The organism is Streptomyces pallidus (ex Mingjun et al. 2026) (assembly GCF_051550185.1).
Classification (GTDB): domain Bacteria; phylum Actinomycetota; class Actinomycetes; order Streptomycetales; family Streptomycetaceae; genus Streptomyces.
Genome location: NZ_CP196181.1, coordinates 3288035 through 3311280 on the forward strand (window position 1 = coordinate 3288035; position 23246 = coordinate 3311280).

At 71.4% G+C, this 23246-nt stretch carries 24 protein-coding genes; 2 read left to right on the forward strand and 22 right to left on the reverse strand.

Annotated elements, in window-relative coordinates; genetic code table 11:
• Positions 1 to 72: 72 nt before the first annotated feature.
• From tsaE to ACSHWO_RS14140, 7 genes are all read right to left on the reverse strand, one after another.
• Positions 73 to 645 (reverse strand): tRNA (adenosine(37)-N6)-threonylcarbamoyltransferase complex ATPase subunit type 1 TsaE, encoded by a 573-nt coding sequence (gene tsaE, locus ACSHWO_RS14110; RefSeq protein ID WP_438312193.1) that lies wholly within the window; start codon positions 643 to 645, stop codon positions 73 to 75.
• A complete protein-coding gene (locus tag ACSHWO_RS14115; RefSeq protein ID WP_438312196.1) occupies positions 587 to 1786 on the reverse strand; it encodes an alpha/beta fold hydrolase in 1200 nt (399 codons plus the stop codon). The genes tsaE and ACSHWO_RS14115 overlap by 59 nt, the downstream gene beginning before the upstream one ends.
• A gap of 43 nt (positions 1787 to 1829) precedes the next feature.
• On the reverse strand, positions 1830 to 2969 hold the full coding sequence (alr, locus tag ACSHWO_RS14120; RefSeq protein ID WP_361090621.1) for an alanine racemase: 1140 nt from the start codon (positions 2967 to 2969) through the stop codon (positions 1830 to 1832).
• A 242-nt stretch (positions 2970 to 3211) separates the two neighbouring features.
• Entirely contained in the window at positions 3212 to 4630 is a 1419-nt protein-coding gene (locus tag ACSHWO_RS14125) for an NAD(P)H-hydrate dehydratase (protein WP_385832942.1), read from the reverse strand.
• A 54-nt stretch (positions 4631 to 4684) separates the two neighbouring features.
• Positions 4685 to 5053 carry a holo-ACP synthase gene (locus ACSHWO_RS14130; protein WP_361090627.1) on the reverse strand — a complete coding sequence of 123 codons (369 nt, stop codon included), beginning with the start codon at positions 5051 to 5053 and terminating at the stop codon, positions 4685 to 4687.
• A 14-nt stretch (positions 5054 to 5067) separates the two neighbouring features.
• Positions 5068 to 6918 carry a glutamine--fructose-6-phosphate transaminase (isomerizing) gene (glmS, locus tag ACSHWO_RS14135; protein ID WP_438312199.1) on the reverse strand — a complete coding sequence of 617 codons (1851 nt, stop codon included), beginning with the start codon at positions 6916 to 6918 and terminating at the stop codon, positions 5068 to 5070.
• Positions 6919 to 7043: 125 nt separating this feature from the next.
• Entirely contained in the window at positions 7044 to 7823 is a 780-nt protein-coding gene (locus ACSHWO_RS14140) for a hypothetical protein (RefSeq protein WP_385832959.1), read from the reverse strand.
• Between the two features lie 291 nt (positions 7824 to 8114).
• On the opposite strand from ACSHWO_RS14140, the gene coaA reads away from it, so the two are divergent.
• Both coaA and ACSHWO_RS14150 read left to right on the forward strand, forming a co-directional pair.
• A complete protein-coding gene (coaA, locus tag ACSHWO_RS14145; RefSeq protein WP_361090636.1) occupies positions 8115 to 9110 on the forward strand; it encodes a type I pantothenate kinase in 996 nt (331 codons plus the stop codon).
• Between the two features lie 86 nt (positions 9111 to 9196).
• Positions 9197 to 10156 carry a DUF389 domain-containing protein gene (locus tag ACSHWO_RS14150; protein WP_361090639.1) on the forward strand — a complete coding sequence of 320 codons (960 nt, stop codon included), beginning with the start codon at positions 9197 to 9199 and terminating at the stop codon, positions 10154 to 10156.
• Positions 10157 to 10196: 40 nt separating this feature from the next.
• Here ACSHWO_RS14150 and glmM read toward each other — a convergent pair whose 3' ends face one another.
• The 15 genes from glmM to secY form a co-directional block, all read right to left on the reverse strand.
• Entirely contained in the window at positions 10197 to 11555 is a 1359-nt protein-coding gene (gene glmM, locus ACSHWO_RS14155; RefSeq protein WP_438312202.1) for a phosphoglucosamine mutase, read from the reverse strand.
• Positions 11556 to 11688: 133 nt separating this feature from the next.
• Entirely contained in the window at positions 11689 to 12204 is a 516-nt protein-coding gene (gene rpsI / locus ACSHWO_RS14160) for a 30S ribosomal protein S9 (RefSeq protein WP_179173326.1), read from the reverse strand.
• A gap of 42 nt (positions 12205 to 12246) precedes the next feature.
• The gene (gene rplM, locus ACSHWO_RS14165; protein WP_045945297.1) at positions 12247 to 12690 is read right to left on the reverse strand and encodes a 50S ribosomal protein L13; all 444 of its coding nucleotides are present in this window, start codon (positions 12688 to 12690) and stop codon (positions 12247 to 12249) included.
• Between the two features lie 238 nt (positions 12691 to 12928).
• Positions 12929 to 14209 (reverse strand): glycosyltransferase family 87 protein, encoded by a 1281-nt coding sequence (locus ACSHWO_RS14170; RefSeq protein WP_438312205.1) that lies wholly within the window; start codon positions 14207 to 14209, stop codon positions 12929 to 12931.
• Positions 14210 to 14247: 38 nt separating this feature from the next.
• A complete protein-coding gene (locus ACSHWO_RS14175) occupies positions 14248 to 15867 on the reverse strand; it encodes an ABC-F family ATP-binding cassette domain-containing protein (protein ID WP_361090650.1) in 1620 nt (539 codons plus the stop codon).
• Positions 15868 to 15947: 80 nt separating this feature from the next.
• Positions 15948 to 16799, reverse strand: a complete 852-nt coding sequence (gene truA / locus ACSHWO_RS14180) for a tRNA pseudouridine(38-40) synthase TruA (protein ID WP_361090653.1) — start codon at positions 16797 to 16799, stop codon at positions 15948 to 15950.
• Positions 16800 to 16946: 147 nt separating this feature from the next.
• Complete coding sequence (rplQ, locus tag ACSHWO_RS14185; RefSeq protein WP_361090656.1) at positions 16947 to 17423, reverse strand: 50S ribosomal protein L17; 477 nt, start codon at positions 17421 to 17423, stop codon at positions 16947 to 16949.
• Positions 17424 to 17537: 114 nt separating this feature from the next.
• Positions 17538 to 18560: a DNA-directed RNA polymerase subunit alpha gene (locus ACSHWO_RS14190; RefSeq protein WP_003956430.1), complete on the reverse strand. Its 1023-nt coding sequence runs from the start codon at positions 18558 to 18560 to the stop codon at positions 17538 to 17540.
• Positions 18561 to 18707: 147 nt separating this feature from the next.
• Positions 18708 to 19112, reverse strand: coding sequence for a 30S ribosomal protein S11 (gene rpsK / locus ACSHWO_RS14195; protein ID WP_003956432.1), 405 nt, complete (start codon positions 19110 to 19112; stop codon positions 18708 to 18710).
• 54 nt (positions 19113 to 19166) lie between these two features.
• Positions 19167 to 19547 carry a 30S ribosomal protein S13 gene (gene rpsM, locus ACSHWO_RS14200; RefSeq protein ID WP_179173322.1) on the reverse strand — a complete coding sequence of 127 codons (381 nt, stop codon included), beginning with the start codon at positions 19545 to 19547 and terminating at the stop codon, positions 19167 to 19169.
• A gap of 196 nt (positions 19548 to 19743) precedes the next feature.
• A complete protein-coding gene (gene rpmJ, locus ACSHWO_RS14205; RefSeq protein ID WP_003956441.1) occupies positions 19744 to 19857 on the reverse strand; it encodes a 50S ribosomal protein L36 in 114 nt (37 codons plus the stop codon).
• 73 nt (positions 19858 to 19930) lie between these two features.
• The gene (infA, locus tag ACSHWO_RS14210) at positions 19931 to 20152 is read right to left on the reverse strand and encodes a translation initiation factor IF-1 (RefSeq protein WP_003956442.1); all 222 of its coding nucleotides are present in this window, start codon (positions 20150 to 20152) and stop codon (positions 19931 to 19933) included.
• 128 nt (positions 20153 to 20280) lie between these two features.
• Complete coding sequence (gene map, locus ACSHWO_RS14215) at positions 20281 to 21117, reverse strand: type I methionyl aminopeptidase (RefSeq protein ID WP_361090661.1); 837 nt, start codon at positions 21115 to 21117, stop codon at positions 20281 to 20283.
• Between the two features lie 90 nt (positions 21118 to 21207).
• The gene (locus ACSHWO_RS14220) at positions 21208 to 21855 is read right to left on the reverse strand and encodes an adenylate kinase (protein WP_385833082.1); all 648 of its coding nucleotides are present in this window, start codon (positions 21853 to 21855) and stop codon (positions 21208 to 21210) included.
• On the reverse strand, positions 21855 to 23168 hold the full coding sequence (gene secY / locus ACSHWO_RS14225) for a preprotein translocase subunit SecY (RefSeq protein WP_361090667.1): 1314 nt from the start codon (positions 23166 to 23168) through the stop codon (positions 21855 to 21857). The genes ACSHWO_RS14220 and secY overlap by 1 nt, the downstream gene beginning before the upstream one ends.
• Positions 23169 to 23246: the final 78 nt, after the last annotated feature.

Below are 23246 nucleotides of genomic sequence, written 5' to 3' on the forward strand. Positions count from 1 at the left end.
CTGTCGGTACCTCGGGGGGCCGGCCCCCCGTCCGGCCCGTCCGGCCCCGTCCGGCGGTGTGCCGGGCCGGCCTCAGCCCGCCGTGACGGCCGCGAGGCCCGCCAGCAGGCCCGGAGCGGCCCAGCGCTCGCCGACACCGCGCACGCTGACCTCGCGCACGTCGTCCAGGACCTCCTCGTGGCCGACCGCCCGCGCGATCACCACGTGCAGCCGGTCCTCCGAGAGCTCCTCCACCTTGCCGTCGCCCCACTCGACGACGACCACGGACTCGGGCAGCGAGACGTCGAGGTCCAGGTCCTCCATCTCGTCCAGCCCGCCGCCCAGCCGGTACGCGTCCACGTGGACCAGCGCCGGCCCACCGCGCAGCGAGGGGTGCACCCGGGCGATCACGAACGTCGGCGAGGTCACCGCGCCCCGGACGCCGAGCCCCTCGCCGAGCCCGCGGGTCAGCGTGGTCTTGCCCGCGCCGAGCTCCCCGGTCAGCAGGACCAGGTCACCGGGGCGGAGCAGGCCGGCGATGCTGCGGCCCAGCGCCTGCATGGCCTCGGGCGAGTCGACGGTGATGCGTGCCCCGGCGGCGGCGCCTTCAGGGTCCCGCGACCCCTGCGCCGGGCTGAGCGGGGCTTCCAGCGGTACTTCTTCCATGTCCGCCAACGTTAGCCGCTGCGGGGACCGCACCGGTGCGCACGAGCAGCTCGGCGAGCAATCCGGTCACCGTCTGCGGGTACTCCAGCATCATCAGGTGCCCGGCCCGCTCCAGGACGACCAGCTCGGCGGCCGGCAGCGCGTCCTTGATGGCCTGGCTGTGCGCGGCCGGGGTGATCATGTCGCGGTCCCCGGCGACGACGGTGACGGGGATGTCCGCGAACCGCTGGAGGGCGGCGGTCTTGTCGTGGGCCTGGAAGGCCGGGTAGAACTCGGCGACCACGTCGATGGGCGTGGCCTCGATGAGCCGCTCCGCGAACCGCGCGACGCCCGGGTCCACCTCGCGCGGCGCTCCGAACGAGTACAGCTTGATCATGCCGGCGAAGAGGTCCGCGGTGGCCCGGCGGCCCCGTTCCACCAGCTCCACCTGCGAGCCGAGCACCTTGAGCACGGGCGGCAGGATGCGGCGCACCGCGCCCATCCCCACGGCGGGCAGACCGTACGTCACCTCGCCCAGCCGGCCGCTGGACGTGCCGACCAGCGCGACCCCGAGCACCCGGTCGCGCACCAGCTCCGGGTACTGCTCGGCGAACGCCATGATCGTCATGCCGCCCATCGAGTGCCCCACCAGGACCAGCGGGCCCTCCGGCGCGGCGGCGTCGATGACGGTCTTCAGGTCGCGGCCGAGCTGGTCGATCGAGACCGGGTCGCCGTCGGCCTGGGCGAAGCCGCGGGCGCTGCGGCCGTGGCTGCGCTGGTCCCAGTACACGGCGCGGATGAGGCCCCGCAGGGCGGCGCGCTGGAAGTGCCAGGAGTCCTGGCCCAGGCAGTAGCCGTGGCAGAACACCACGGTCGGCACGGGCGCGGCCTTGCGGCGCAGGCGGGGGCGCGACCGCTCCGCGGCGTCCCCGTCCGGCTCGTCGACCTCGTAGTGGAGCTCGGTGCCGTCCTCGGCGTAGGCGGCGCCCGGGGTCCCGCGCAGGGAGCCGTAGTCGCCGGCGGCGTCGAGGGCGAGGCGCGCCTTGCGGCGCACGCTGCGCCCGACCGTGATCCGTTCGACGGCGACACCGGCCGCCGCACCCGCGGCTATCACGCCGATCACGGCTCCGGCCCAGCCGGCCCTGCGCCAGTTCTCGCTCACGCCGTAGTCCTCACTCAGCACCCGCTCAGCACTCGGTCGGCATTCAGCCGTTGCGGTAGACGCGGGGTACGCGCCCTCCGATACGGGTGACGATCTCATACGCGATCGTCTGAGCCGCCTGGGCCCAGTCCTCGGCGGTGGGTTCGCCGTGCTCGCCGGTGCCGAACAGCACGGCCTCGTCACCCGCCCGCACCGTGGATCCGGGGCCGAGGTCGACGACGAACTGGTCCATCGCCACGCGCCCGGCGACACGCCGGATCCTGCCGCCGACGGAGACCGGGCCGCGCCCGGAGGCGTGCCGGGGGATGCCGTCGGCGTACCCGGCGGGGATCAGCGCGAGGGTGGTCTCGTCGTCGGTGACGTAGTGGTGGCCGTAGCTGACGCCGTGTCCGGCGGGCACCGTCTTCACCAGGGCCACCGAGGCCTTGAGGGCCATCGCGGGGCGCAGTCCGAGCTCGGCGGGGGTGCCGAGCTCGGGGGCGGGCGACACGCCGTAGACGGCGAGGCCGCAGCGCACCAGGTCGAAGTGGCTGTCCGGGAGGGTCAGCGTCGCCGGGGAGTTGGCGATGTGCCGGACCTCGGGCTCCAGCCCCTCCTTCTCGGCGTACGCCAGCATGTCGCGGAAGGTGGCGAGCTGGAGCTCGATGGAGGGGTGCCCCGGCTCGTCGGCGCAGGCGAAGTGCGACCAGAGGCCGGTGACGCGGACGGTGCCCTCGGCCTCGGCGGCGGCCGCCGCGCCGACGAGTTCCGCCCAGTCGGCGGGCTGGCAGCCGTTGCGGCCGAGGCCGGTGTCGGCCTTGAGCTGGATCCGGGCGGTCCGCCCGGCCGCCCGGGCCGCGTCGGTCACCTCGGCGAGGGCCCACATCCCGCTGACGGCCACGTCGACGTCGGCCTCGATCGCCTCGCGCCAGGGTCCGCCGGGGGTCCACAGCCAGCACATGATCCGGCCGCCGATCCCGGCAGCGCGCAGGGCGAGCGCTTCCTGCGGGGTGGCGGTGCCGAGCCAGGTCGCGCCGGCGTCCAGGGCCGCGCGGGCGCAGGGGACGGCGCCGTGCCCGTACGCGTCCGACTTGACCACGGCCATGAGCTCGGCCCGGGGGGCCCGCGCGCGCAGTGCGCGCACGTTCGCCCGCACGGCGGCCAGATCGATCTCGGCGTACACGCGCCCCGGTGTCTCGTTCATCGCCCCAGTCTCTCAGAGCCCGCCCCACCCCCGCGCGACCGCCATTCCCGCGGGCGCCGCCCGGGCCCGGGCGACTCAGCCCCGCCCACTCGGCCTCGCCGGCGTTCGAGGCGCGGGGGTCCGGGGGCAGGACCCCGGCAACGGCGGCGCACCCCACCACGACGCCGCACCCACCCGGCCCCCCGGCGATGCAGGCGCGGGGGTGCGGGGGCCGGCCGGCGGCGGCGTGAACGGGGCCGCGCTCAGGGGTGGGTGGTGTTGCGCCAGGCGGCGGGGAGGGCTTCGGCCACCTCGTGGGCGAGGACCGGGGCCCCCGCGGCGGCCAGCCGGCCGGCGAGCCCGTGCAGGTACGCCGCCACCGCCCCCGCATCCGCGGCCCGCAGCCCCGCCGCCAGCAGCGCACCGCCGAGCCCCGACAGCACGTCGCCGCTGCCCGCCGTGGCCAGCCAGGGCGTACCCGTCGGGTTCACCCGCACCGGCCGGTGCCCGTCGTACACCAGCGTCGTCGACCCCTTCAGCAGGGCCGCGGCCCCGTACCGCCCGGCCAACTCCCGTACGGCCGACAGCCGCCCGGCTTCCACCGCCTCCCGCGGCACCCCCAGCAGGGCCGCCGCCTCCCCGGCGTGCGGGGTCAGCAGGGTTTGCGCGGGCCGGGCTCGCAGCGCCGCCGGGTCGAGCCCGCGCAGCCCGTCCGCGTCCACCAGCACCGGCACCGGGTCCGCCAGCACCCGCGCGACGTCCTCGCCGCGGCCCTCCCCCAGTCCTGGTCCGACGACCCACGCCTGGACGCGCCCCCACCCGATCAGCACCTCGGGGTAGCGGGCGAGGACCTCGTCGGCCGCCGGGCCGACGTACCGCACCGCCCCCGCCCCGCCCCGCAGGGCCCCGGCCACGGCGAGCACGGCCGCGCCGGGGTACTGCACCGACCCGGCGGCGATGCCGACGACGCCCCGGCGGTACTTGTCGCTGGAGGCGCCGGGCCGCGGCAACAGCCGTGCCACGTCGGCGTGCTGCAGGGCCTCGGCCTCGGGGGCGGGACCGGAACCAGGGCCGGGGGCGCCGAGGTCCAGCCCGATGTCCACCAGCCGCACCACGCCGGCCCGCGACGCCCCGGGGTCGACCAGCAGCCCCGGCTTGTGCACCCCGAAGGTCACGGTGACGTCGGCCCGGACCGCGGCCCCGGCCACTTCCCCCGTGTCCGCGTCCACCCCGCTCGGCAGGTCCACGGCGACCACGACGGCCCCGGCCGGGATCCGTTCGACCAGCGCCGCGGCCGCCGGCCGCAGTCCGCCCTGCCCGCCGATGCCGAGCAGCCCGTCCACGACGAGGTCGGCCCGGTCGGGCACGGTCCCGCAGACCCTGCCGCCGGCGGCCCGCAGCGCGGCCAGCCCGCCCGGGTGCATCCGCTCCGGGTCCATCGGCACGGCGGTCACCCCGGCGCCGCGGCGGGCCAGCCGGGCGCCCGCGTACAGGGCGTCGCCCCCGTTGTCGCCCGGTCCGACGAGCAGCACGACCCGTGCTCCGTACACCCTCGGCAGCAGGTCCGCGCAGGCGGCGGCCAGTCCGGCGGCCGCCCGCTGCATCAGGGCGCCGTCCGGGAGGCGGGCCATCAACTGCCGTTCGGCGGCCCGTACGTTCTCCACGCTGTAAGCAGTACGCATGCGCCCAGCCTGCCCGATCGGGCGGCCCGACCGACGGCGCCCCGACCGGCTCGGCTACGCCTCGGCGATGACCACCGCCGAGGCGACGCCCGCGTCGTGGCTGAGCGAGATGTGAAAGGACCTCACCCCGAGCGCCACGGCCCGCGCCTGCACGGTCCCCTGCACCCGCACCCGCGGCTGCCCGGACTCCTCCACGTACACCTCGGCGTCGGTCCACAGCATGCCGGCGGGCGCACCCAGCGCCTTGGCCAGGGCTTCCTTGGCGGCGAACCGGGCGGCGAGCGAGGCGGTTCCGCGCCGCTCGCCGCTCGGCAGCAGCAACTCGGACTCGACGAACAGCCGCTGGGCCATGCCCGGCGTCCGCTCCAGCGCCGCGCCGAAGCGGTCGATCTCGGCAACGTCGATCCCCACGCCGATAATCACAACGAACTACCCATTCACTCCACGGTCACGGACTTCGCGAGATTACGCGGCTGGTCCACCTCGTTCCCCCGCGCCGTCGCCAGTTCGCACGCGAACACCTGCAGCGGCACCGTCGCCACCAGCGGCTGGAGCAGCGTCGGCGTGGCCGGGATGCGGATCAGGTGGTCGGCGTACGGGACGACCGCCTGGTCGCCGTCCTCGGCGATGACGATGGTCCGCGCCCCGCGCGCCCGGATCTCCTGGATGTTCGACACGATCTTGTCGTGGAGCACCGAGCGCCCGCGCGGCGAGGGCACGACGACCACCACCGGCAGGTCCTTCTCGATCAGCGCGATCGGCCCGTGCTTGAGCTCGCCCGCCGCGAAGCCCTCGGCGTGCATGTACGCGAGCTCCTTGAGCTTGAGCGCGCCCTCCAGCGCCACCGGGTAGCCGACGTGCCGTCCGAGGAACAGGACGGTGTTCTTGTCGGCCAGGGACCGGGCCAGCGCCCGCACCGGCTCCATGGTCTCCAGGACGGCGTCCACGGCGGCGGCGATGTCGGACAGCTCGCGGATCACGGCCTCGATCTCGTCGCCCCACTTGGTGCCCCGGACCTGCCCGAGGTAGAGGGCGACCAGGTAGCAGGCCACGAGCTGGGTCAGGAACGCCTTGGTCGAGGCGACGGCCACCTCGGGGCCGGCGTGCGTGTACAGCACGGCGTCCGACTCGCGCGGGATCGTCGACCCGTTCGTGTTGCAGATGGCCAGCACCTTGGCCCCCTGCTCGCGCGCGTGCCGCAGCGCCATCAGGGTGTCCATGGTCTCGCCGGACTGCGAGATCGCCACCACCAGCGTCCGCTGGTCCAGGATCGGGTCGCGGTAGCGGAACTCGCTCGCGAGTTCCGTCTCGCACGGGATGCGGGTCCAGTGCTCGATGGCCAGCTTGGCGATCATGCCCGCGTGGTACGCCGTGCCACACGCCACGATCACGACCTTGTCGACCTCCCGGAGCACCGAGGCGGGGATGCGCACCTCGTCCAGGGTCAGCGCGCCGCTCGCGTCGATCCTGCCGAGGAGGGTGTCGGCGACGGCCTTCGGCTGCTCGGCGATCTCCTTGAGCATGAAGTAGTCGTATCCCCCCTTCTCGGCCGCCGAGGCGTCCCAGTCCACGTGGTACGCCCGCACCGCCGCGGGCGAACCGTCGAACCCGGTCACCGTGACCCCGTCGCGGCGGAGCTCGACGACCTGGTCCTGTCCCAGCTCGATCGCGGACCGCGTGTGGGCGATGAACGCGGCCACGTCCGAGGCGAGGAAGTTCTCACCCTCCCCAACGCCCACCACCAGGGGGGAGTTCCGGCGGGCGCCGACCACCACGTCCGGCGCGTCGGCGTGCACCGCGACGAGCGTGAACGCCCCCTCCAGCTGTCGGCACACCTGCCGCATCGCCTCGGCGAGGTCGCTCCCGGCGGCCTCGAACCGCTCGGCCAGCAGGTGGGCGACGACCTCGGTGTCGGTCTCGGACTCCAGCCGGTGCCCGCGCTCGGCCAGTTCGGTGCGCAGCGCGGCGAAGTTCTCGATGATGCCGTTGTGGACGACGGCGACCCGGCCCGCGTTGTCCAGGTGCGGGTGGGCGTTGGCGTCGGTGGGCCCGCCGTGGGTGGCCCAACGCGTGTGCCCCAGGCCCGTGGAGCCCGCCGGCAGCGGATGTGCGACGAGCTGCTTCTCCAGGTTGACCAGCTTCCCGGCCTTCTTGGCCGCGGCGATCCGCCCGTCGGCGAGCACGGCGACACCGGCCGAGTCGTAGCCGCGGTACTCCAGCCGCTTGAGTCCGGCGATGACCACATCGAGCGCCGACTGCGCTCCTACGTAACCCACAATTCCGCACATACGGCGCAGCGTACGCCGCGTACGGCGTCCTGCCCCGCACTTGGGCAAGACGAGAACCCCGCCCCGGCGAACGCGCCGGAGCGGGGTTGACGGTGGTTCAGGCGCGGCGCGCCCCGGGCCCGGCCTCAGCCGAGCTTCTTGACCTGCGCGTCGACGACCGCCTTGGGCTGTTCGGCGGCACCCTTCAGGCTGACCGCGGAGAAGGTCGCCAGGGTGTTGCCCTTGCGGACGACCACGAGCTGCGTCGAGATCTTCTCGCCGTCGGCGTCGGCCTCGACCGTGTAGGCCAGGGCGGCGTCGCCCGCGGTGACCGGGGCGCCCGCGGCCACCTTGGTGATCTTGCCGGTGTCGCCGCCGCCGGTGGCCGCGTAGCCGCCGGCGCAGGCCGTGCCCGCGGTCTTCAGGGCGGCGAAGGCGTCCTCGGCGCCCTTGCCGTCGTACGAGGCGACGGTCACGAGGGTGACGGGGGCGCCGAGGGCGTCCATCGCGGCCTTCATCTTCTCCTCGGCGCTGGCGCCGGCGGCCGGCTCCTTCGGCTTGGCGACGGCCTTGGTCCGGGCGGCGCCGGTGGCCGTGCCGACCGGGGCCTGGCTCTGCGCCTTGACCAGCGGCAGGCACTCGGGCTTGTCGCTGGTGGCGGCTGCGCCGGCGGCGGCCTCGGCCGGCGTGGCCTCCTTGAGCACGTGCTCCGGCAGGTCGGCCTGCTTCACGATCACCGAAGCGAGCTCGGCGTCCGTCTTGCCCTTCGCGGCGGGGGCCGCGGACGCGGCCGGGGCGGCGGCGGACGCCGGGGCGTCGGCCTTGGCCCCGTCCTTGGAGTCGGACGAGCCGCAGGCGGTGGCGAGCAGCGCCAGCGCGGCGGCGGAGGCGGTCATGACGGAACGGCGGACGAGGGTGCTGCGCACGAAGGATCTCCCCCAGAGGTGGTGCAGAAGACGAAGAGAACGGCCCGGACGGCACCCACTCCCCGGGGGAGCGCGCCGGAGCCACGGTGATCAGCAATGTACGTGGCCCCGACGACAGCCGTTCCTCCGAACGCCCGTTCGCGGCCGATCGTGATCCCAGTGAGACCGAAAGCGGCCTCCGCGCCTCCCCCACGTGACCGACCACACCACCCACGATCGAGCCGGAGCCACGACAATGGCCCTGTGATCACTTCGCCGCCACGAAGCAGCACGCCCGAACCGGACTGCGCGATGAAGCGCACGGAGCGGCCCGAGCGGTCCCCGCGCCGGGCCGAGGTGTCGCCGTACGTCGACCTCACCCGCGCCGAGTGGAGCGCCCTGCGCGAGCGCACCCCCCTGCCGCTGACCGCGGAGGAGGTCGAGCAGCTGCGCGGCCTCGGCGACGTCATCGACCTCGACGAGGTCCGCGACATCTACCTGCCGCTCTCCCGACTGCTCAACCTGTACGTCGGCGCGACCAGCACCCTGCGCGGCACCCTCAACACGTTCCTCGGCGACGCCGGCGGCACCGGCCACGGCAGCCAGCAGGGCACCCCCTTCGTCATCGGCGTCGCCGGCTCGGTCGCCGTCGGCAAGTCCACCGTGGCCCGTCTGCTCCAGGCCCTGCTGGCGCGCTGGCCCGAGCACCCGCGGGTGGAGCTCGTCACCACCGACGGCTTCCTCTACCCGATGAAGGAGCTGGAGCGGCGCGGGCTCACCTCCCGCAAGGGCTTCCCCGAGTCCTACGACCGCCGCGCGCTGACCCGCTTCGTCGCCGACATCAAGGCCGGCAAGGACGAGGTCACCGCCCCGGTCTACTCGCACCTGATCTACGACATCGTCCCCGACGAGCAGCTCGTCGTCCGCCGCCCGGACATCCTGATCGTCGAGGGCCTGAACGTGCTCCAGCCCGCCCTGCCCGGCAAGGACGGGCGCACCCGGGTCGGGCTGGCCGACTACTTCGACTTCAGCGTGTACGTGGACGCGCGCCCCGAGGACATCGAGCGCTGGTACCTCAACCGGTTCCGGAAACTGCGCGCGACCGCCTTCCAGAACCCGTTCTCGTACTTCCGCAAGTACACGCAGGTCTCCGAGGAGGAGGCCCTGGAGTACGCGCAGACGATGTGGCGGACGATCAACAAGCCCAACCTGCTGGAGAACGTGGCCCCCACCCGCGGTCGCGCCACCCTCGTCGTCCGCAAGGGCCCCGACCACAAGGTGCAGAAGCTCAGCCTGCGCAAGCTCTGACGCGGCCGGCGCTGCGCGGACGGCGCCGCCCGCGCCGACCGCGTCGCCAGCGCTGCCGCGGGCCCCGTGAGGGCTACTGTGCGGGCATGCTGCATCTGCGGATCATCGCGCCGCACGACCGGACCGACGCCGTGCTCGCACTGATCGGCCGGACGGTCGGCACCACGCACGTGGCGGTGCTCCCCGGGGCCGCCCGCGAACCGGCCGGCGACATCGTGCTGTGCGACGTGGCCCGCGAGGCCGGGGACGAGCTGCTGCACGGGCTGCGTCAGCTGGGCGTCGACCGGGACGGCTCCATCGCCGTCGGCCGCATCGACCTGTCCCTGTCCGCCCGTGCCGAGGAGGCGGAAAGGGAGGCTCCGGGCGAGGCCGCGGACGCGGTGATCTGGCAGCAGCTGGCCGAGGGGACGCACGAGGAGTCCACGCTCACCATCACCTACCTGATGTTCCTCGGTATCGCGACGATGATCGCGGCCTGCGGGGTGGTCCTCGACAACGCCGTCCTGATCGTGGGCGCGATGGCCCTGGGCCCCGAGTTCGGGCCGCTCGCCGGGATCTGCACCGGGCTGGTGCAGCGGGAGCCGAGGCTCGCCGGCCGGTCCGCCTTCGCCCTGGTGGTGGGCTTCACGGTGGCGATGGCGGCGACGACCCTGTTCAGCCTGGCGATGACCGGGCTGGGCCAGTTCGACGAGGCGATGCTGGAGAACCCGCGCCCGAACACCAGCTTCATCTGGCAGCCCGACCCGTTCTCCTTCATCGTGGCCCTGCTGGCCGGCATGGCCGGCACCCTGTCCCTGACCTCCGCGAAGGCCGGCGCCCTGGTCGGCGTGGCGATCTCGGTCACCACCGTCCCGGCCGCCGCGAACGCCGCCGTGGCCTTCAGCTTCGGGGACTACCCGCAGATGTGGGGCTCTGCGTTCCAGCTGCTGCTGAACCTCATCGGCATCATCGTGGCGGGGTGTGCGACCCTCGTGGGCTGGAAACTGCTGTGGCGCACCCAGCAGCACCGGATGGTCCGGTGGCCGGATGCGCCACGGCGCCCGTAGCCCGGTCGGGCGTACGCGGGAGGACGGGCAGCGGGAGCGACTAGCCGAGGGCCTTCTTCACGGCGTCCGCGAGGCGTTCCGCCACCGCGCGGGCCTGCTCGATGTCGGCGGCCTCCACCATCACCCGGACGAGGGGCTCCGTACCGGACGGACGGAGCAGCACCCGACCGGTGGTGCCCAGCTCGCGTTCGGCGTCGCCGACGGCCGCGGCCACCTCGCCGGAGGTGGCGACCCGCGACTTGTCCACGTCGGGCACGTTGATCAGGACCTGCGGCAGCCGCTGCATGACACCGGCCAGCTCCGCCAGCGACCGGCCGGTGGCCGCGATGCGCGCGGCCAGCATCAGGCCGGTCAGCGTGCCGTCGCCGGTCGTCGCGTGGTCGAGGATGATCACGTGGCCGGACTGCTCGCCGCCCAGCGCGTAGCCGTGCTCCTTCATCGCCTCCAGCACGTACCGGTCGCCGACGCCGGTCTGCACGACCTGGATGCCCTCGGACTCCATGGCCAGCTTGAAGCCCAGGTTGGACATGACCGTGCCGACGACGGTGTTGCCGCGCAGGGTGCCGGCCTCGCGCATGGCCAGGGCCAGCACCGCGAGGATCTGGTCACCGTCGACCTCGGCGCCCGAGGCGTCGACCGCAAGGCAGCGGTCGGCGTCGCCGTCGTGGGCGATGCCGAGGTCGGCGCCGTGCTCGACCACGGCCCGCTTGAGCAGGTCGAGGTGGGTGGAGCCGCAGCCGTCGTTGATGTTCAGGCCGTCGGGCTCGGCCCCGATCGTGACGATCTCGGCGCCGGCCCGGGCGAAGGCCTCGGGCGAGACGCGGGCGGCCGCGCCGTGCGCCTCGTCCAGGACGATCTTCAGCCCGTCGAGGCGGTTGGGGAGGACCCCGATGAGGTGGGCGACGTACTTGTCGAAGCCCTCGTCGTAGTCGGAGACCCGGCCGACGCCGGCGCCGGTGGGGCGGTCCCAGGGCGCGCCCGTGCGGTGCTCCTCGTAGACGGCCTCGATCCGGTCCTCCAGCTCGTCGGCGAGCTTGTGGCCGCCGCGGGCGAAGAACTTGATGCCGTTGTCGGGCATGGCGTTGTGGGAGGCGGAGAGCATCACGCCGAGGTCGGCACCCAGCGCACCGGTGAGATACGCCACCGCCGGAGTGGGCAGCACACCGACGCGCAGGACGTCCACGCCCGCGCTCGCGAGGCCCGCGACGACCGCGGCCTCCAGGAATTCGCCCGAGGCCCGGGGGTCGCGGCCGACGACGGCCGTCGGCCGGTGGCCCTCGAAGGTCCCGGCCTCGGCCAGTACGTGGGCCGCTGCCACGGAGAGGCCGAGCGCCAGCTCAGCCGTCAGATCCGCATTGGCGACGCCGCGTACACCGTCCGTTCCGAAGAGTTGTCCCACTGTTGTCCTCCCAAGATCGCGCTTCGCTTGAGACCGCTGGTGACAGGTATGTGCCGCTTGTGGCGGTAAACGAACCGCCCCGGCAGCACAGAGAGTGCTGCCGGGGCGGTCGTTGCTGAACAGCAGGCGCAGATTAGCGCTTGCTGTACTGCGGAGCCTTACGGGCCTTCTTGAGACCGGCCTTCTTGCGCTCGACCGCACGGTCGTCGCGGGAGAGGAAGCCGGCCTTCTTCAGCGCCGGGCGGTTGTTGTCCACGTCCGCCTCGTTCAGCGCACGGGCCACGCCGAGGCGCAGGGCGCCGGCCTGGCCGGAGACGCCGCCACCCGCGATGCGGGCGATGACGTCGTAACGACCGTCGAGCTCCAGGAGCTTGAACGGCTCGTTGACTTCCTGCTGGTGCACCTTGTTCGGGAAGTAGTCCTCAAGGGTGCGACCGTTGATCTTCCACTTGCCGGAGCCCGGAACGATCCGGACGCGGGCGATGGCGTTCTTGCGACGGCCCAGGCCGGCGGCCGGCTGGGGGTCGCCGAAGCGACCGGCAAGGGACTCGGAGGTGTAGTCGCCCTCGACGACGACGTCCGACTCGGTGGTGTACTCCTCGACGCCCTCGAACTCGTCGACGGGGGTCTCGGCGGTGGTCTCGGCCACGATGCTCCTCAGAATTCTCTACGTCTTAGGGGGTGGCCGGAACTACTGCGCGACCTGGGTGATCTCGAACGGCACCGGCTGCTGGGCAGCGTGCGGGTGCTGGTCGCCCGAGTAGACCTTCAGCTTCGAGAGCATCTGACGGCCCAGGGAGTTCTTGGGGAGCATGCCCTTGACGGCCTTCTCGACGGCCTTCTCCGGGTTGTTCGCCAGCAGGTCGTCGTAGCGCACGGAGCGCAGACCGCCCGGGAAGCCGGAGTGGCGGTACGCCATCTTCTGGGACGCCTTGTTGCCGGACAGGTGGACCTTGTCGGCGTTGATGACGATGACGAAGTCGCCCATGTCCATGTGGGGGGCGTAGGTCGGCTTGTGCTTGCCCTTCAGGAGGGCAGCGGCCTGGGTCGCCAGACGGCCGAGGACGACGTCCTGGGCGTCGATGACGAGCCACTGGCGCGAGATGTCGCCGGGCTTGGGGCTGTACGTACGCACGGTCGTATGCCTTCGCTTCTTCAGTGATGGGTTCTCCCCCGAGCCTCGCGGCCCGAAGGGAAGGGTCCTGACAAGGCCACCACGGACGATCACGACAGCCCTGGTTCACATCGGGGACGCAACCCGTGTGTACCGCTGGTCATCGGCCCGGTGGACCGGCGTAAGGCCCTTTCACGTGAGAATGAGCAAGCCAATACGCATAACGAACCAGCAGGATACCCACCGTGCCCTGGAAGGGTCAAAACGCAGGCCTGGAGCCCGCCTCGGCGGGCTCCGCTGTGCGCTCTGTTCCGGGCCCGGGAAGGGTCCCTGCAGTTCGTACGCCTTCCAGGTTAACCCGCGCCGGACGCGAACACCGCCGAACGAGGGTGCCCGCCCACACGCACAGCGTGAAGCAGTCCTTGAACGCCCGCCTCTTGCGCTCCAGCTCCGAAGGCCATGGCACCCCCGCGACCTGCGGGAACATGCCCAGCCAGAACCAGCCCGAACGCACCGCCGACCCCGCCCGCACACCCGAGGCCAGCAGCAGCGGGAGCACCACCAGCAGGTAGTGGTCGAAGGACGGCCGCGAGACCAGGAATGCGGCGAGCATCACCATGCAGGCCGTCTCCGCCAGCCGCAGCTCGCCCCCGTCCCGGTCGTCCTCCCGCCGCCAGCGGCGCCGGGCCGCCCACAGCCCGGCCAGCGCCCCCGCCCCCGCGACCAGCACCGCGACCGGCTGCGGCACCCCCAGCCGGGGCAGCACCGCGATGGGCGAGGCGTCCCAGGGCAGGGCGTACGCGTCCTGCCCCCGGAGCAGGAACGGCAGCGTCTTGGTGAAGAACAGCGTCGGGCTCGGCATCACCAGCGCGCCCAGCAACGACACCACCAGCGGCACCAGTACAGCCCCCGCCAGCCCCCGCCACCGCCGGGCCAGCACGAACAGCAGCCCGATCGGCACGAGCATCGGCTTGCAGGCGATCGCCAGCCCCACCACCAGGCCGGCGGCCGTCCACGAGCGCCGGTGCGCGAGCAGCAGGGCGACGGGCAGGGCGGCCGCCGAGACCGCGGTCCAGTTGCCTATCAGGACGAGGTTCACGTACGGCCGGAAGGCCAGCGCGAGCACGGCGAACCCGCCGACCGCGAACCGCGACCGGGCCGGCACCGAGAACAGCCGTAGCGCCGCCCACCAGCCCACGGCCAGCAGCCCGGACATCACCAGCGGGAGCACCCAGCGCAGCACCGGCCTCGGCAGCAGCGCCTCCGGGACTGCCATGACCACGGCGCTCGGCAGGTACAGGAAGCGCTTGTCCTCGTACGGCGAGCCGCCCGCCAGCAGCGTCTCGGCGGCCTTCACCACGAAGGCGTTGTCCGAGCCCCAGTTGGCCCGCAGGCTGGTGGCCACGCAGATCCCGAGCACCACGAGCAGCATGCCGGGGGACCAGAGCCGGGGCGCGGGCGCCAGCAGCCGGGCGGCCAGGTCCCGCCGCGCCACGGGGTCGTACCGTTTCCTGAGCCAGGTGCCAGGCCGCAGCCGCACAACGCCTCCCGATCGAATCGCCCGGGGGCGGGCTCCCCCTAGCGTTCCCGCTCGACCCTACGTTCGTCCCAGACGGGTTCCCGAGTCTCCCGTACAACACCGTCTGAACCGAAGACCAGGAAACGGTCAAATGTGCGCGCGAACCAGCGGTCGTGCGTGACGCACAGCACCGTTCCCTCGTACGCCTCCAGGCCGTCCTGCAGCGCCTCTGCGGACTCCAGGTCCAGGTTGTCCGTCGGCTCGTCCAGCAGCAGCGCCGTGGTGCCCGCCAGCTCCAGCAGCAGGATCTGGAAGCGGGCCTGCTGGCCGCCGGAGAGCTTCTCGAACGGCTGGTCGCCCTGGCGCTCGAGCTCGTAGCGGCGCAGCACGGACATCGCGGCGCCCCGGTCCTTCGCGCTCTCCGTCCACAGGATGTCGACGAGGGTGCGGCCGAACAGCTCCGGGTGGGCGTGGGTCTGCGCGAAGTGGCCGGGGACCACGCGGGCGCCCAGCTTCCACTGCCCCGTGTGGGCCACGTCCTCGCCGGCGAGCAGCCGCAGGAAGTGCGACTTCCCCGAGCCGTTCGAGCCGAGCACGCCGACCCGCTCCCCGTAGTAGACCTCCAGCGAGAACGGCTTCATCAGGCCGGTCAGCTCCAGGTCCTCGACCGTCAGCGCGCGCACCCCGGTGCGCCCGCCGCGCAGCCGCATCCGGATCTCCTGCTCGCGCGGCGGCTCCGGCGGCGGCCCGGCCTCCTCGAACTTCTGGAAGCGGGTCTGCATCGCCCGGTAGCGCGAGGCCATGTCGGGGCTGCTCGCGGCCTGGTTGCGCAGCCGCAGCACCAGCGCCTTCAGGCGGGCGTGCTCCTCGTCCCAGCGCCGCTTGAGCTCCTCGAAGCGCGCGAAGCGCTCCTTGCGGGCGTCGTGGTAGGTGTCGAAGCCGGCGCCGTGCACCCACACGTCCGTGCCCGTCGGACTCGGCTCCAGGCTGATGATCTTCTCGGCGGCCCGGGACAGCAGCTCCCGGTCGTGGCTGACGAAGAGCACCGTCTTGCGGGTGGCCTTCAGCTGCTCCTCCAGCCACCGCTTGCCCGGGACGTCGAGGTAGTTGTCCGGCTCGTCGAGGAGCAGCACCTCGTCCGGCCCGCGCAGCAGCGCCTCCAGCACGAGCCGCTTCTGCTCGCCGCCCGACAGGGTGCGCACCTCGCGGAACTGGGCCCGGTCGTACGGGACCCCCAGCGCGGCCGTGGTGCACACGTCCCACAGGGTCTCGGCCTCGTACCCGCGGACGTCGGCCCAGTCGCTGAGCGCCTGCGCGTACGCCATCTGGGCGGCCTCGTCGTCCACCGTCATGATCAGGTGCTCGGCGTGGTCGACGGCCCGGGCGGCGTCCCGGATCCGCGGCTGGGCCACCGAGACCAGCAGGTCCCGCACGGTCGTCTCGTCCCGCACGGATCCCACGAACTGCGACATCACTCCGAGGCCGCCGCTGACGGTGACGCCGCCGCCGTGCGGCTGGAGCTCACCGGAGACCAGCTTCAGCAGGGTGGTCTTGCCGGCCCCGTTCGCCCCGACCAGGGCGACGACCGCCCCCTCCCCCACCCGGAAGGAGACGTCGGGCAGGAGGACCCGACCGTCGGGAAGGTAGTACTCCAGGTGGCTGGCTTCGAGGTGTCCCATGCGGGGCATTGTCCCGGCCCGGGTGGAGTCCGCCCAAACGCATTACCGGCGGGAGCGGTCCGGGCCGTACGACGGCGGGGTCAGCAGCAGCCGGAGCCGGGCAGCGTGCGCACGTTCCGCGCCTCCTTGCTGCGGGCGGCGAGCAGCTCGTCCGCCGGGTAGCCGACCTCCTCCAGGGTCAGCCCGTGGGGCTTGACCACGTGCACGGAGGAGTCCCGCACCGCCGCGCGCAGCACCTTGCCGGGCCAGTCGGTGGGCCGGTGACCGTCCCCGACGTGCAGCAGCGCCCCGACCAGCGAGCGGACCATGTTGTGGCAGAAGGCGTCGGCGCGGACGGTCGCGGTGGCGATCCCGTCCCCGTCCCGCTCCCAGTGCAGCTGCTGCAGGGTGCGGATGGTGGTGGCGCCCTCGCGCCTGCGGCAGTACGCGGCGAAGTCGTGCTCGCCGAGCAGCTCCGCGGCGGCCTCGTTCATCGCGTCGACGTCCAGCGGCCACGGGTGCCACAGCACGTGGCCGCGCAGCAGCGGGTCCACGCCCGCGGGGTGGTCGCCCACCCGGTACGCGTAGCGGCGCCACACGGCGGAGAACCGGGCGTTGAAGCCCGCCGGGGCCTCGGCCACCTTCCAGACCCGTACGTCGTGCGGCAGCTTGCCCGCGAGGCGGCGCAGCAGCTTGTCGCCGTGCTCCGCCCACACCTCCTCGGCCAGGTCGAACTGGGCGACCTGCCCCCGGGCGTGCACGCCCGCGTCGGTCCGCCCGGCCACGGTCAGCTCGACCGGGTAGGGCAGCCGCATCACGGTCTTCAGGGCCGACTCCAGCTCGCCCTGGACGGTCCGCAGCGTGCGCTGCTTCGCCCAGCCGGAGAAGTGCGTGCCGTCGTACGACAGGTCCAGCCTGACCCGGACGTGCCCGGGCTCCACCTCGTCACTCACGTGACCGATCCTCTCAAGCGCATGCTCGTGAACCAATGCAGACCACTGCAGACCACTGCAGGCCAACGCGGACCAACGCAGAACGGGCCCGCCCCGGGGAGGGGCGGGCCCGTTCAGAGCCGGTCAGGCAGGCGCGATCCCGAAGGATCAGGCCTCCTTGGTCTCCTCGACCTCGGCGGGGGCCTCGGCCTCAGCCTTGGCCTCGGCCTCCTTGACCGCACGCTTGGTGGCGGCCTCGGCCTCACCGGTGGCCTGCTGGGCCACGGTCAGGGCCTCGACGAGCTCGATGACCGCCATCGGGGCGTTGTCGCCGCGACGGTTGCCGATCTTGGTGATGCGCGTGTAACCACCGGGGCGGTTCTCGAAGCGCGGGGCGATCTCGGTGAACAGCGTGTGCACGATGCTCTTGTCCGTGATCGTCTGGAGAACCAGGCGACGGTTGTGGATGTCGCCCTTCTTCGCCTTGGTGATCAGACGCTCGGCGACCGGACGCAGGCGGCGGGCCTTGGCCTCGGTCGTCGTGATGCGGCCGTGCTCGAACAGCGACTTCGCGAGGTTCGCGAGGAGAAGCTTCTCGTGCGCGGCGCTGCCGCCCAGACGGGCTCCCTTGGCGGGACGCGGCATGGTGTTACTCCTTCGTATCTGCACCGGCCGTGTCAGGTACCGGTGTCAGTTCCCCCGGGGCGGACGCCCCGGGGAAGTCATTGCATGCGTACTGCTGGTACTGCCGGGTGCTGCTCAGTACTGCTCGGTCTCGACGAAGCCGGCGTCGGCGTCGTCGTCCGCGCCGAAGGCGTCGGCAGCGGCGGTCGGGTCGAACCCGGGCGGGCTGTCCTTCAGGGCCAGGCCCATGCCGGCCAGCTTCGCCTTGACCTCGTCGATCGACTTCGCACCGAAGTTGCGGATGTCGAGCAGGTCGGCCTCGGAGCGGGCGACGAGCTCACCCACGGAGTGGATGCCCTCGCGCTTGAGGCAGTTGTAGGAGCGGACCGTGAGCTCCAGCTCCTCGATCGGCAGCGCCAGGTCGGCGGCCAGGGCGGCGTCCGTCGGGGACGGGCCCATGTCGATGCCCTCGGCGTCGATGTTGAGCTCGCGGGCCAGACCGAACAGCTCGACCAGGGTCTTGCCGGCGGACGCCATGGCGTCGCGCGGGCGCATGGCCTGCTTGGTCTCGACGTCGACGATCAGCTTGTCGAAGTCGGTGCGCTGCTCGACACGGGTCGCCTCGACCTTGTAGGTGACCTTGAGCACCGGGCTGTAGATGGAGTCGACCGGGATACGGCCGATCTCCTGGCCCACCTGCTTGTTCTGGACGGCGGAGACGTAGCCGCGACCGCGCTCGACGGTCAGCTCCATCTCCAGCTTGCCCTTGCCGTTCAGGGTGGCGAGGACCAGGTCCGGGTTGTGCACCTCGACACCGGCCGGGGGCGCGATGTCGGCGGCGGTCACCAGGCCGGGACCCTGCTTGCGCAGGTACATCACGACCGGCTCGTCGTGCTCCGAGGAGACGACCAGCTGCTTGATGTTGAGGATGAGGTCGGTCACGTCCTCCTTGACGCCCGGCACGGTGGTGAACTCGTGCAGGACGCCGTCGATGCGGATGCTGGTGACAGCGGCACCCGGGATCGAGGACAGGAGGGTACGGCGCAGGGAGTTGCCGAGGGTGTAGCCGAAGCCCGGCTCCAGCGGCTCGATCACGAACCGGGAGCGGTACTCGTCGACGACCTCTTCGGTCAGCGAAGGACGCTGAGCGATAAGCATGTCTTTTCCTTCAGTCGTGGACGCCCACTATTTGACGCCCGACAAGTGCTGTACGGGTACAGCGGTACTGCAAGGGTACGGGCGGCACGGCCCCCGAAGGGGTCGTACCGCCCGGACACTCAATGACGCACAGGTGCGTCCGCTGCGTCAGACGCGGCGGCGCTTCGGCGGGCGGCAGCCGTTGTGCGGGGTGGGGGTGACGTCCTGGATCGAGCCGACCTCGAGGCCGGTGGCCTGGAGGGAGCGGATCGCGGTCTCGCGGCCGGAGCCCGGACCCTTGACGAAGACGTCGACCTTGCGCATGCCGTGCTCCTGCGCGCGGCGGGCGGCCGACTCGGCGGCCATCTGCGCGGCGAAGGGGGTGGACTTGCGCGAGCCCTTGAAGCCGACGTGGCCGGCGGAGGCCCAGGAGATCACGTTGCCGGACGGGTCCGTGATCGAGACGATCGTGTTGTTGAACGTGCTCTTGATGTGGGCGTGCCCGTGAGCGACGTTCTTCTTTTCCTTGCGGCGCACCTTCTTGGCAGCGCCCTGACGACCCTTGGGGGGCATCTCTTACTCCTACGGGAGGTGGTCGGTCCTACAGCGCAAGACCGCTGAACAGGACTACTTCTTGCCCGGCTTCTTCTTGCCGGCGATCGCGCGACGCGGGCCCTTGCGGGTACGCGCGTTCGTGCTGGTGCGCTGACCGCGGACCGGCAGGCCACGGCGGTGACGCAGACCCTGGTAGCAGCCGATCTCCACCTTGCGGCGGATGTCGGCCTGGATCTCGCGGCGGAGGTCACCCTCGGTGCGGAGGTTGGCGTCCACGTACTCGCGGATCTTGACCAGGTCCTCTTCGGACAGGTCACGAACGCGGGTGTTCGGGTTCACGCCGGTCGAGGCGAGGATCTCCTTGGACCGGGTGCGCCCGATACCGAAGACGTAGGTGAGTGCGATCTCCACGCGCTTTTCGCGCGGGATGTCGACACCGGAAACGCGTGCCATTCAATGGCTCCTGTGTGCTCGGGGGTCTTCCGCAGAACCGATCCCGACCGCCGACCGCCCGTGGGCAGTGGTACGTCCGGGTCCCCGGCCCCCGCCGGAGGTGCCGCCGGCCCCCGTGAGGGCTGGGCGGGTCCTGCGTATGTACGTTTTCTTACGTCGCGCGAAGAACTGCGAAGTGCAGGTCGGTCGGCGTGCGTCAGCCCTGGCGCTGCTTGTGGCGCAGGTTGTCGCAGATGACCATGACCCGGCCGTGACGGCGGATCACCTTGCACTTGTCGCAGATCTTCTTGACGCTCGGCTTGACCTTCATGTTCTTAAGGTTCTCCGGGTCAGTGCCACCACCCGCACCGGGACGCGAGCCCAGGCAGGAGTGAGAGCAAGATCTACTTGTATCGGTAGACGATCCGGCCACGCGTCAGGTCGTACGGGGAGAGCTCCACGACGACCCGGTCATCGGGCAGGATGCGGATGTAGTGCATGCGCATCTTGCCGCTGATGTGCGCGAGGACCTTGTGACCGTTCTGGAGCTCCACCTTGAACATGGCGTTCGGGAGGGACTCGATCACGGTGCCCTCGATCTCGATGGCACCTTGCTTCTTGGCCACGCTTCGCCTTTCGAATCGGCTACCTTGATCGGCCCACGGACATGGGAATGCACGTAAGCCGACGAGTCAGTCTACGTCAGGGCACCCAGAAAGACGAATCCGGAAAGTTTGCCCATGAGTCTAGATCATTAACCGAGGGGGTCCGGAGCCGTGGTGACCCCGTACTCCGCCAGCTTCGCCTTTCCACAGTCCGGGCTGGTCAGGACGATGGGGCCGTCCTCCGTCAGGGCGACGGAGTGCTCCCAGTGCGAGGACCAGGTGCCGTCCGTGGTGACCACCGTCCAGTCGTCCGACAGTACCTCCGTCCGGGCGGTACCGAGGGAGACCATCGGCTCGATCGCCAGGCAGACGCCCGGGACCAGCTTGATGCCCTTGCCCCGCTTGCGCGAGACGTAGTTCAGCAGGTGCGGGTCCATGTGCATCTCGGAGCCGATGCCGTGGCCGCCGTAGTCCTCGATGATCCCGTACTTGCCGGTCGCGGGCCGCGGCTGGCGGCGGATGTAGCCCTCGATCGCCTTCGAGATGTCCACGAGGCGGTTGCCGTTGCGCATCGCGGCGATACCGGCCCACATGGACTCCTCGGTCACCCGGGAGAGCTCCAGCAGCTCCGGAGCGTGACCGGAGCCCACGAAGGCGGTGAAGGCCGCGTCGCCGTGCCAGCCGTCGACGATCGCGCCGGCGTCGATCGAGATGACGTCGCCGTCCTTGAGGACCGTCTTGTCGTCCGGGATGCCGTGGACGACGACCTCGTTCACCGAGGTGCAGATGGTCGCGGGGAAGCCGCCGTAGCCCAGGAAGTTCGACTTCGCGCCGGCGTCGGCGATCACCTTGCGCGCGACCATGTCCAGATCCCGCGTCGTGGCGCCCGGCACGGCCGCCTCACGGGTCGCCGCGTGGATCGCGGCGACGACCAGCCCTGCCTCGCGCATCTTCGCGATCTGCTCGGGGGTCTTGATCTGGACCATGAACGTGCCTTCCACCTTTTGAACCGGGTCTTCTCAACAGTACGGCCGCGGTGTCCCGGGGACACCGCGGCCGTACGCACAGCAGGGGTACTACTTCTTGAGGGCGTCCATCGCGCGCTGCGTGACTTCCTCGACCTTGCCGAGGGCGGGGATGGTCACGAGCAGGCCCTGGGCCTTGTAGTAGTCGATGATCGGCTCGGTCTGCGTGTGGTAGACCTCCAGCCGGGTCCGGACCGTGGCCTCGGAGTCGTCGTCGCGCTGGTACAGCTCGCCACCGCACTTGTCGCAGACGCCCGCGGTCTTCGGCGCGCTGTACTCGACGTGGAACACGTGCGCGGAGTCGTTGCGGCAGATCCGGCGGCCGGCGATGCGCTTGACGACCTCGTCCTCCTCGACCTCCAGGTCGAGGACGGCGTCGAGCTTCATGCCCGCGGTCTGGAGCATCTCGTCCAGGGCCTCGGCCTGCGAGACGTTGCGCGGGAAGCCGTCCAGCAGGAAGCCGTTCACGGCGTCCGGCTGCTCCATGCGGTCCTTGGCCATGCCGACGGTGATCTCGTCCGGGACGAGCTTGCCGGCGTCCATGAACTCCTTCGCCCGGCGGCCCAGCTCGGTGTTCTGGCTGATGTTGGCCCGGAACAGGTCGCCCGTGGAGATGTGCGGGATCGACAGGTTCTTTGCAAGGAACGCCGCCTGCGTTCCCTTGCCCGCACCGGGCGGTCCGACGAGGACGATACGCATCAGCGGAGGAACCCTTCGTAGTTACGCTGCTGGAGCTGGCTCTCGATCTGCTTCACGGTTTCCAGACCCACACCCACGATGATGAGGATGCTCGTCCCGCCGAACGGGAAGTTCTGGTTCGCTCCGAAGCCGGCCAACGCCATCGTCGGCACTAGAGCGATCAGACCCAGGTACAGCGACCCCGGCCAGGTGATCCGGTTGAGCACGTAGCTCAGGTACTCGGCGGTGGGTCGACCGGCACGGATACCCGGGATGAACCCACCATACTTCTTCATGTTGTCTGCAACTTCCTCGGGGTTGAAGGAAATCGCCACGTAGAAGAACGCGAAGAAGACGATCAGGAGGAAGTAGGCCGCGATGTAGTACGGGTGGTCGCCCTTGACGAAGTGCTTTTGGATCCAGATCGCCCAGTCTGCGGTGGATCCGCTGAACTGAACGATCAGCGCCGGGATGTACAGCAGCGACGAGGCGAAGATGACCGGAATCACACCGGCCTGGTTCACCTTGAGCGGGATGTACGTCGAGGTGCCGCCGTACGCGCGGCGACCGATCATGCGCTTCGCGTACTGCACCGGGATGCGGCGCTGGGCCTGCTCGACGAAGACCACCAGCGCGACCATCGCCAGGCCGACCAGGATCACCACGCCGAACTCGACCCATCCGTCGGCGATCTTGCCCTGGAGCTTGATCTGCCACATCGCACCGATGAAGCCGGCGGCGATCGAGATGAACATCAGGATCGACATGCCGTTGCCGATGCCGCGGTCGGTCACGAGCTCACCGAGCCACATGACGACACAGGTACCGGCGGTCATCGTGACGACCATGGTGATGGTGGTGAAGATCGACCGGTCGGGGACGATCTGGCTCGCGACCGGGCAGCCCTGGAACAGCGCACCCGTGCGGGCGGTGGCGACGAGACCCGTGCCCTGGAGGATGGCGAGCGCGACCGTCAGGTAGCGCGTGTACTGCGTGATCTTCGCGGTGCCGGACTGGCCCTCCTTCTTGAGGGTCTCCAGCTTCGGGATCACCACGGTCAGCAGCTGCAGGATGATGCTCGCCGTGATGTACGGCATGATCCCGAGCGCGAAGATCGTGATCTGGAGCAGCGCGCCGCCGCTGAACATGTTGACGAGACCGAAGAGGCTGTTGCTGCTTCCGGCCTGGTCGACACAGATCTGGACGTTCTTGTAGTTCACGCCGGGTACCGGAACATGGGACCCGAGGCGGAACAGCACGATGATGCCGAGCGTGAAGAGCAGCTTCTTGCGCAGGTCGGGCGTCTTGAACGCCCGGGCGAACGCGGTGAGCACGGTGCCTCCTGCGACCCCCGCGCTACTGCGTCAGAGGTGACGGTCTGAGGTTCGACGAATACGTACAAGCAAAGGTGC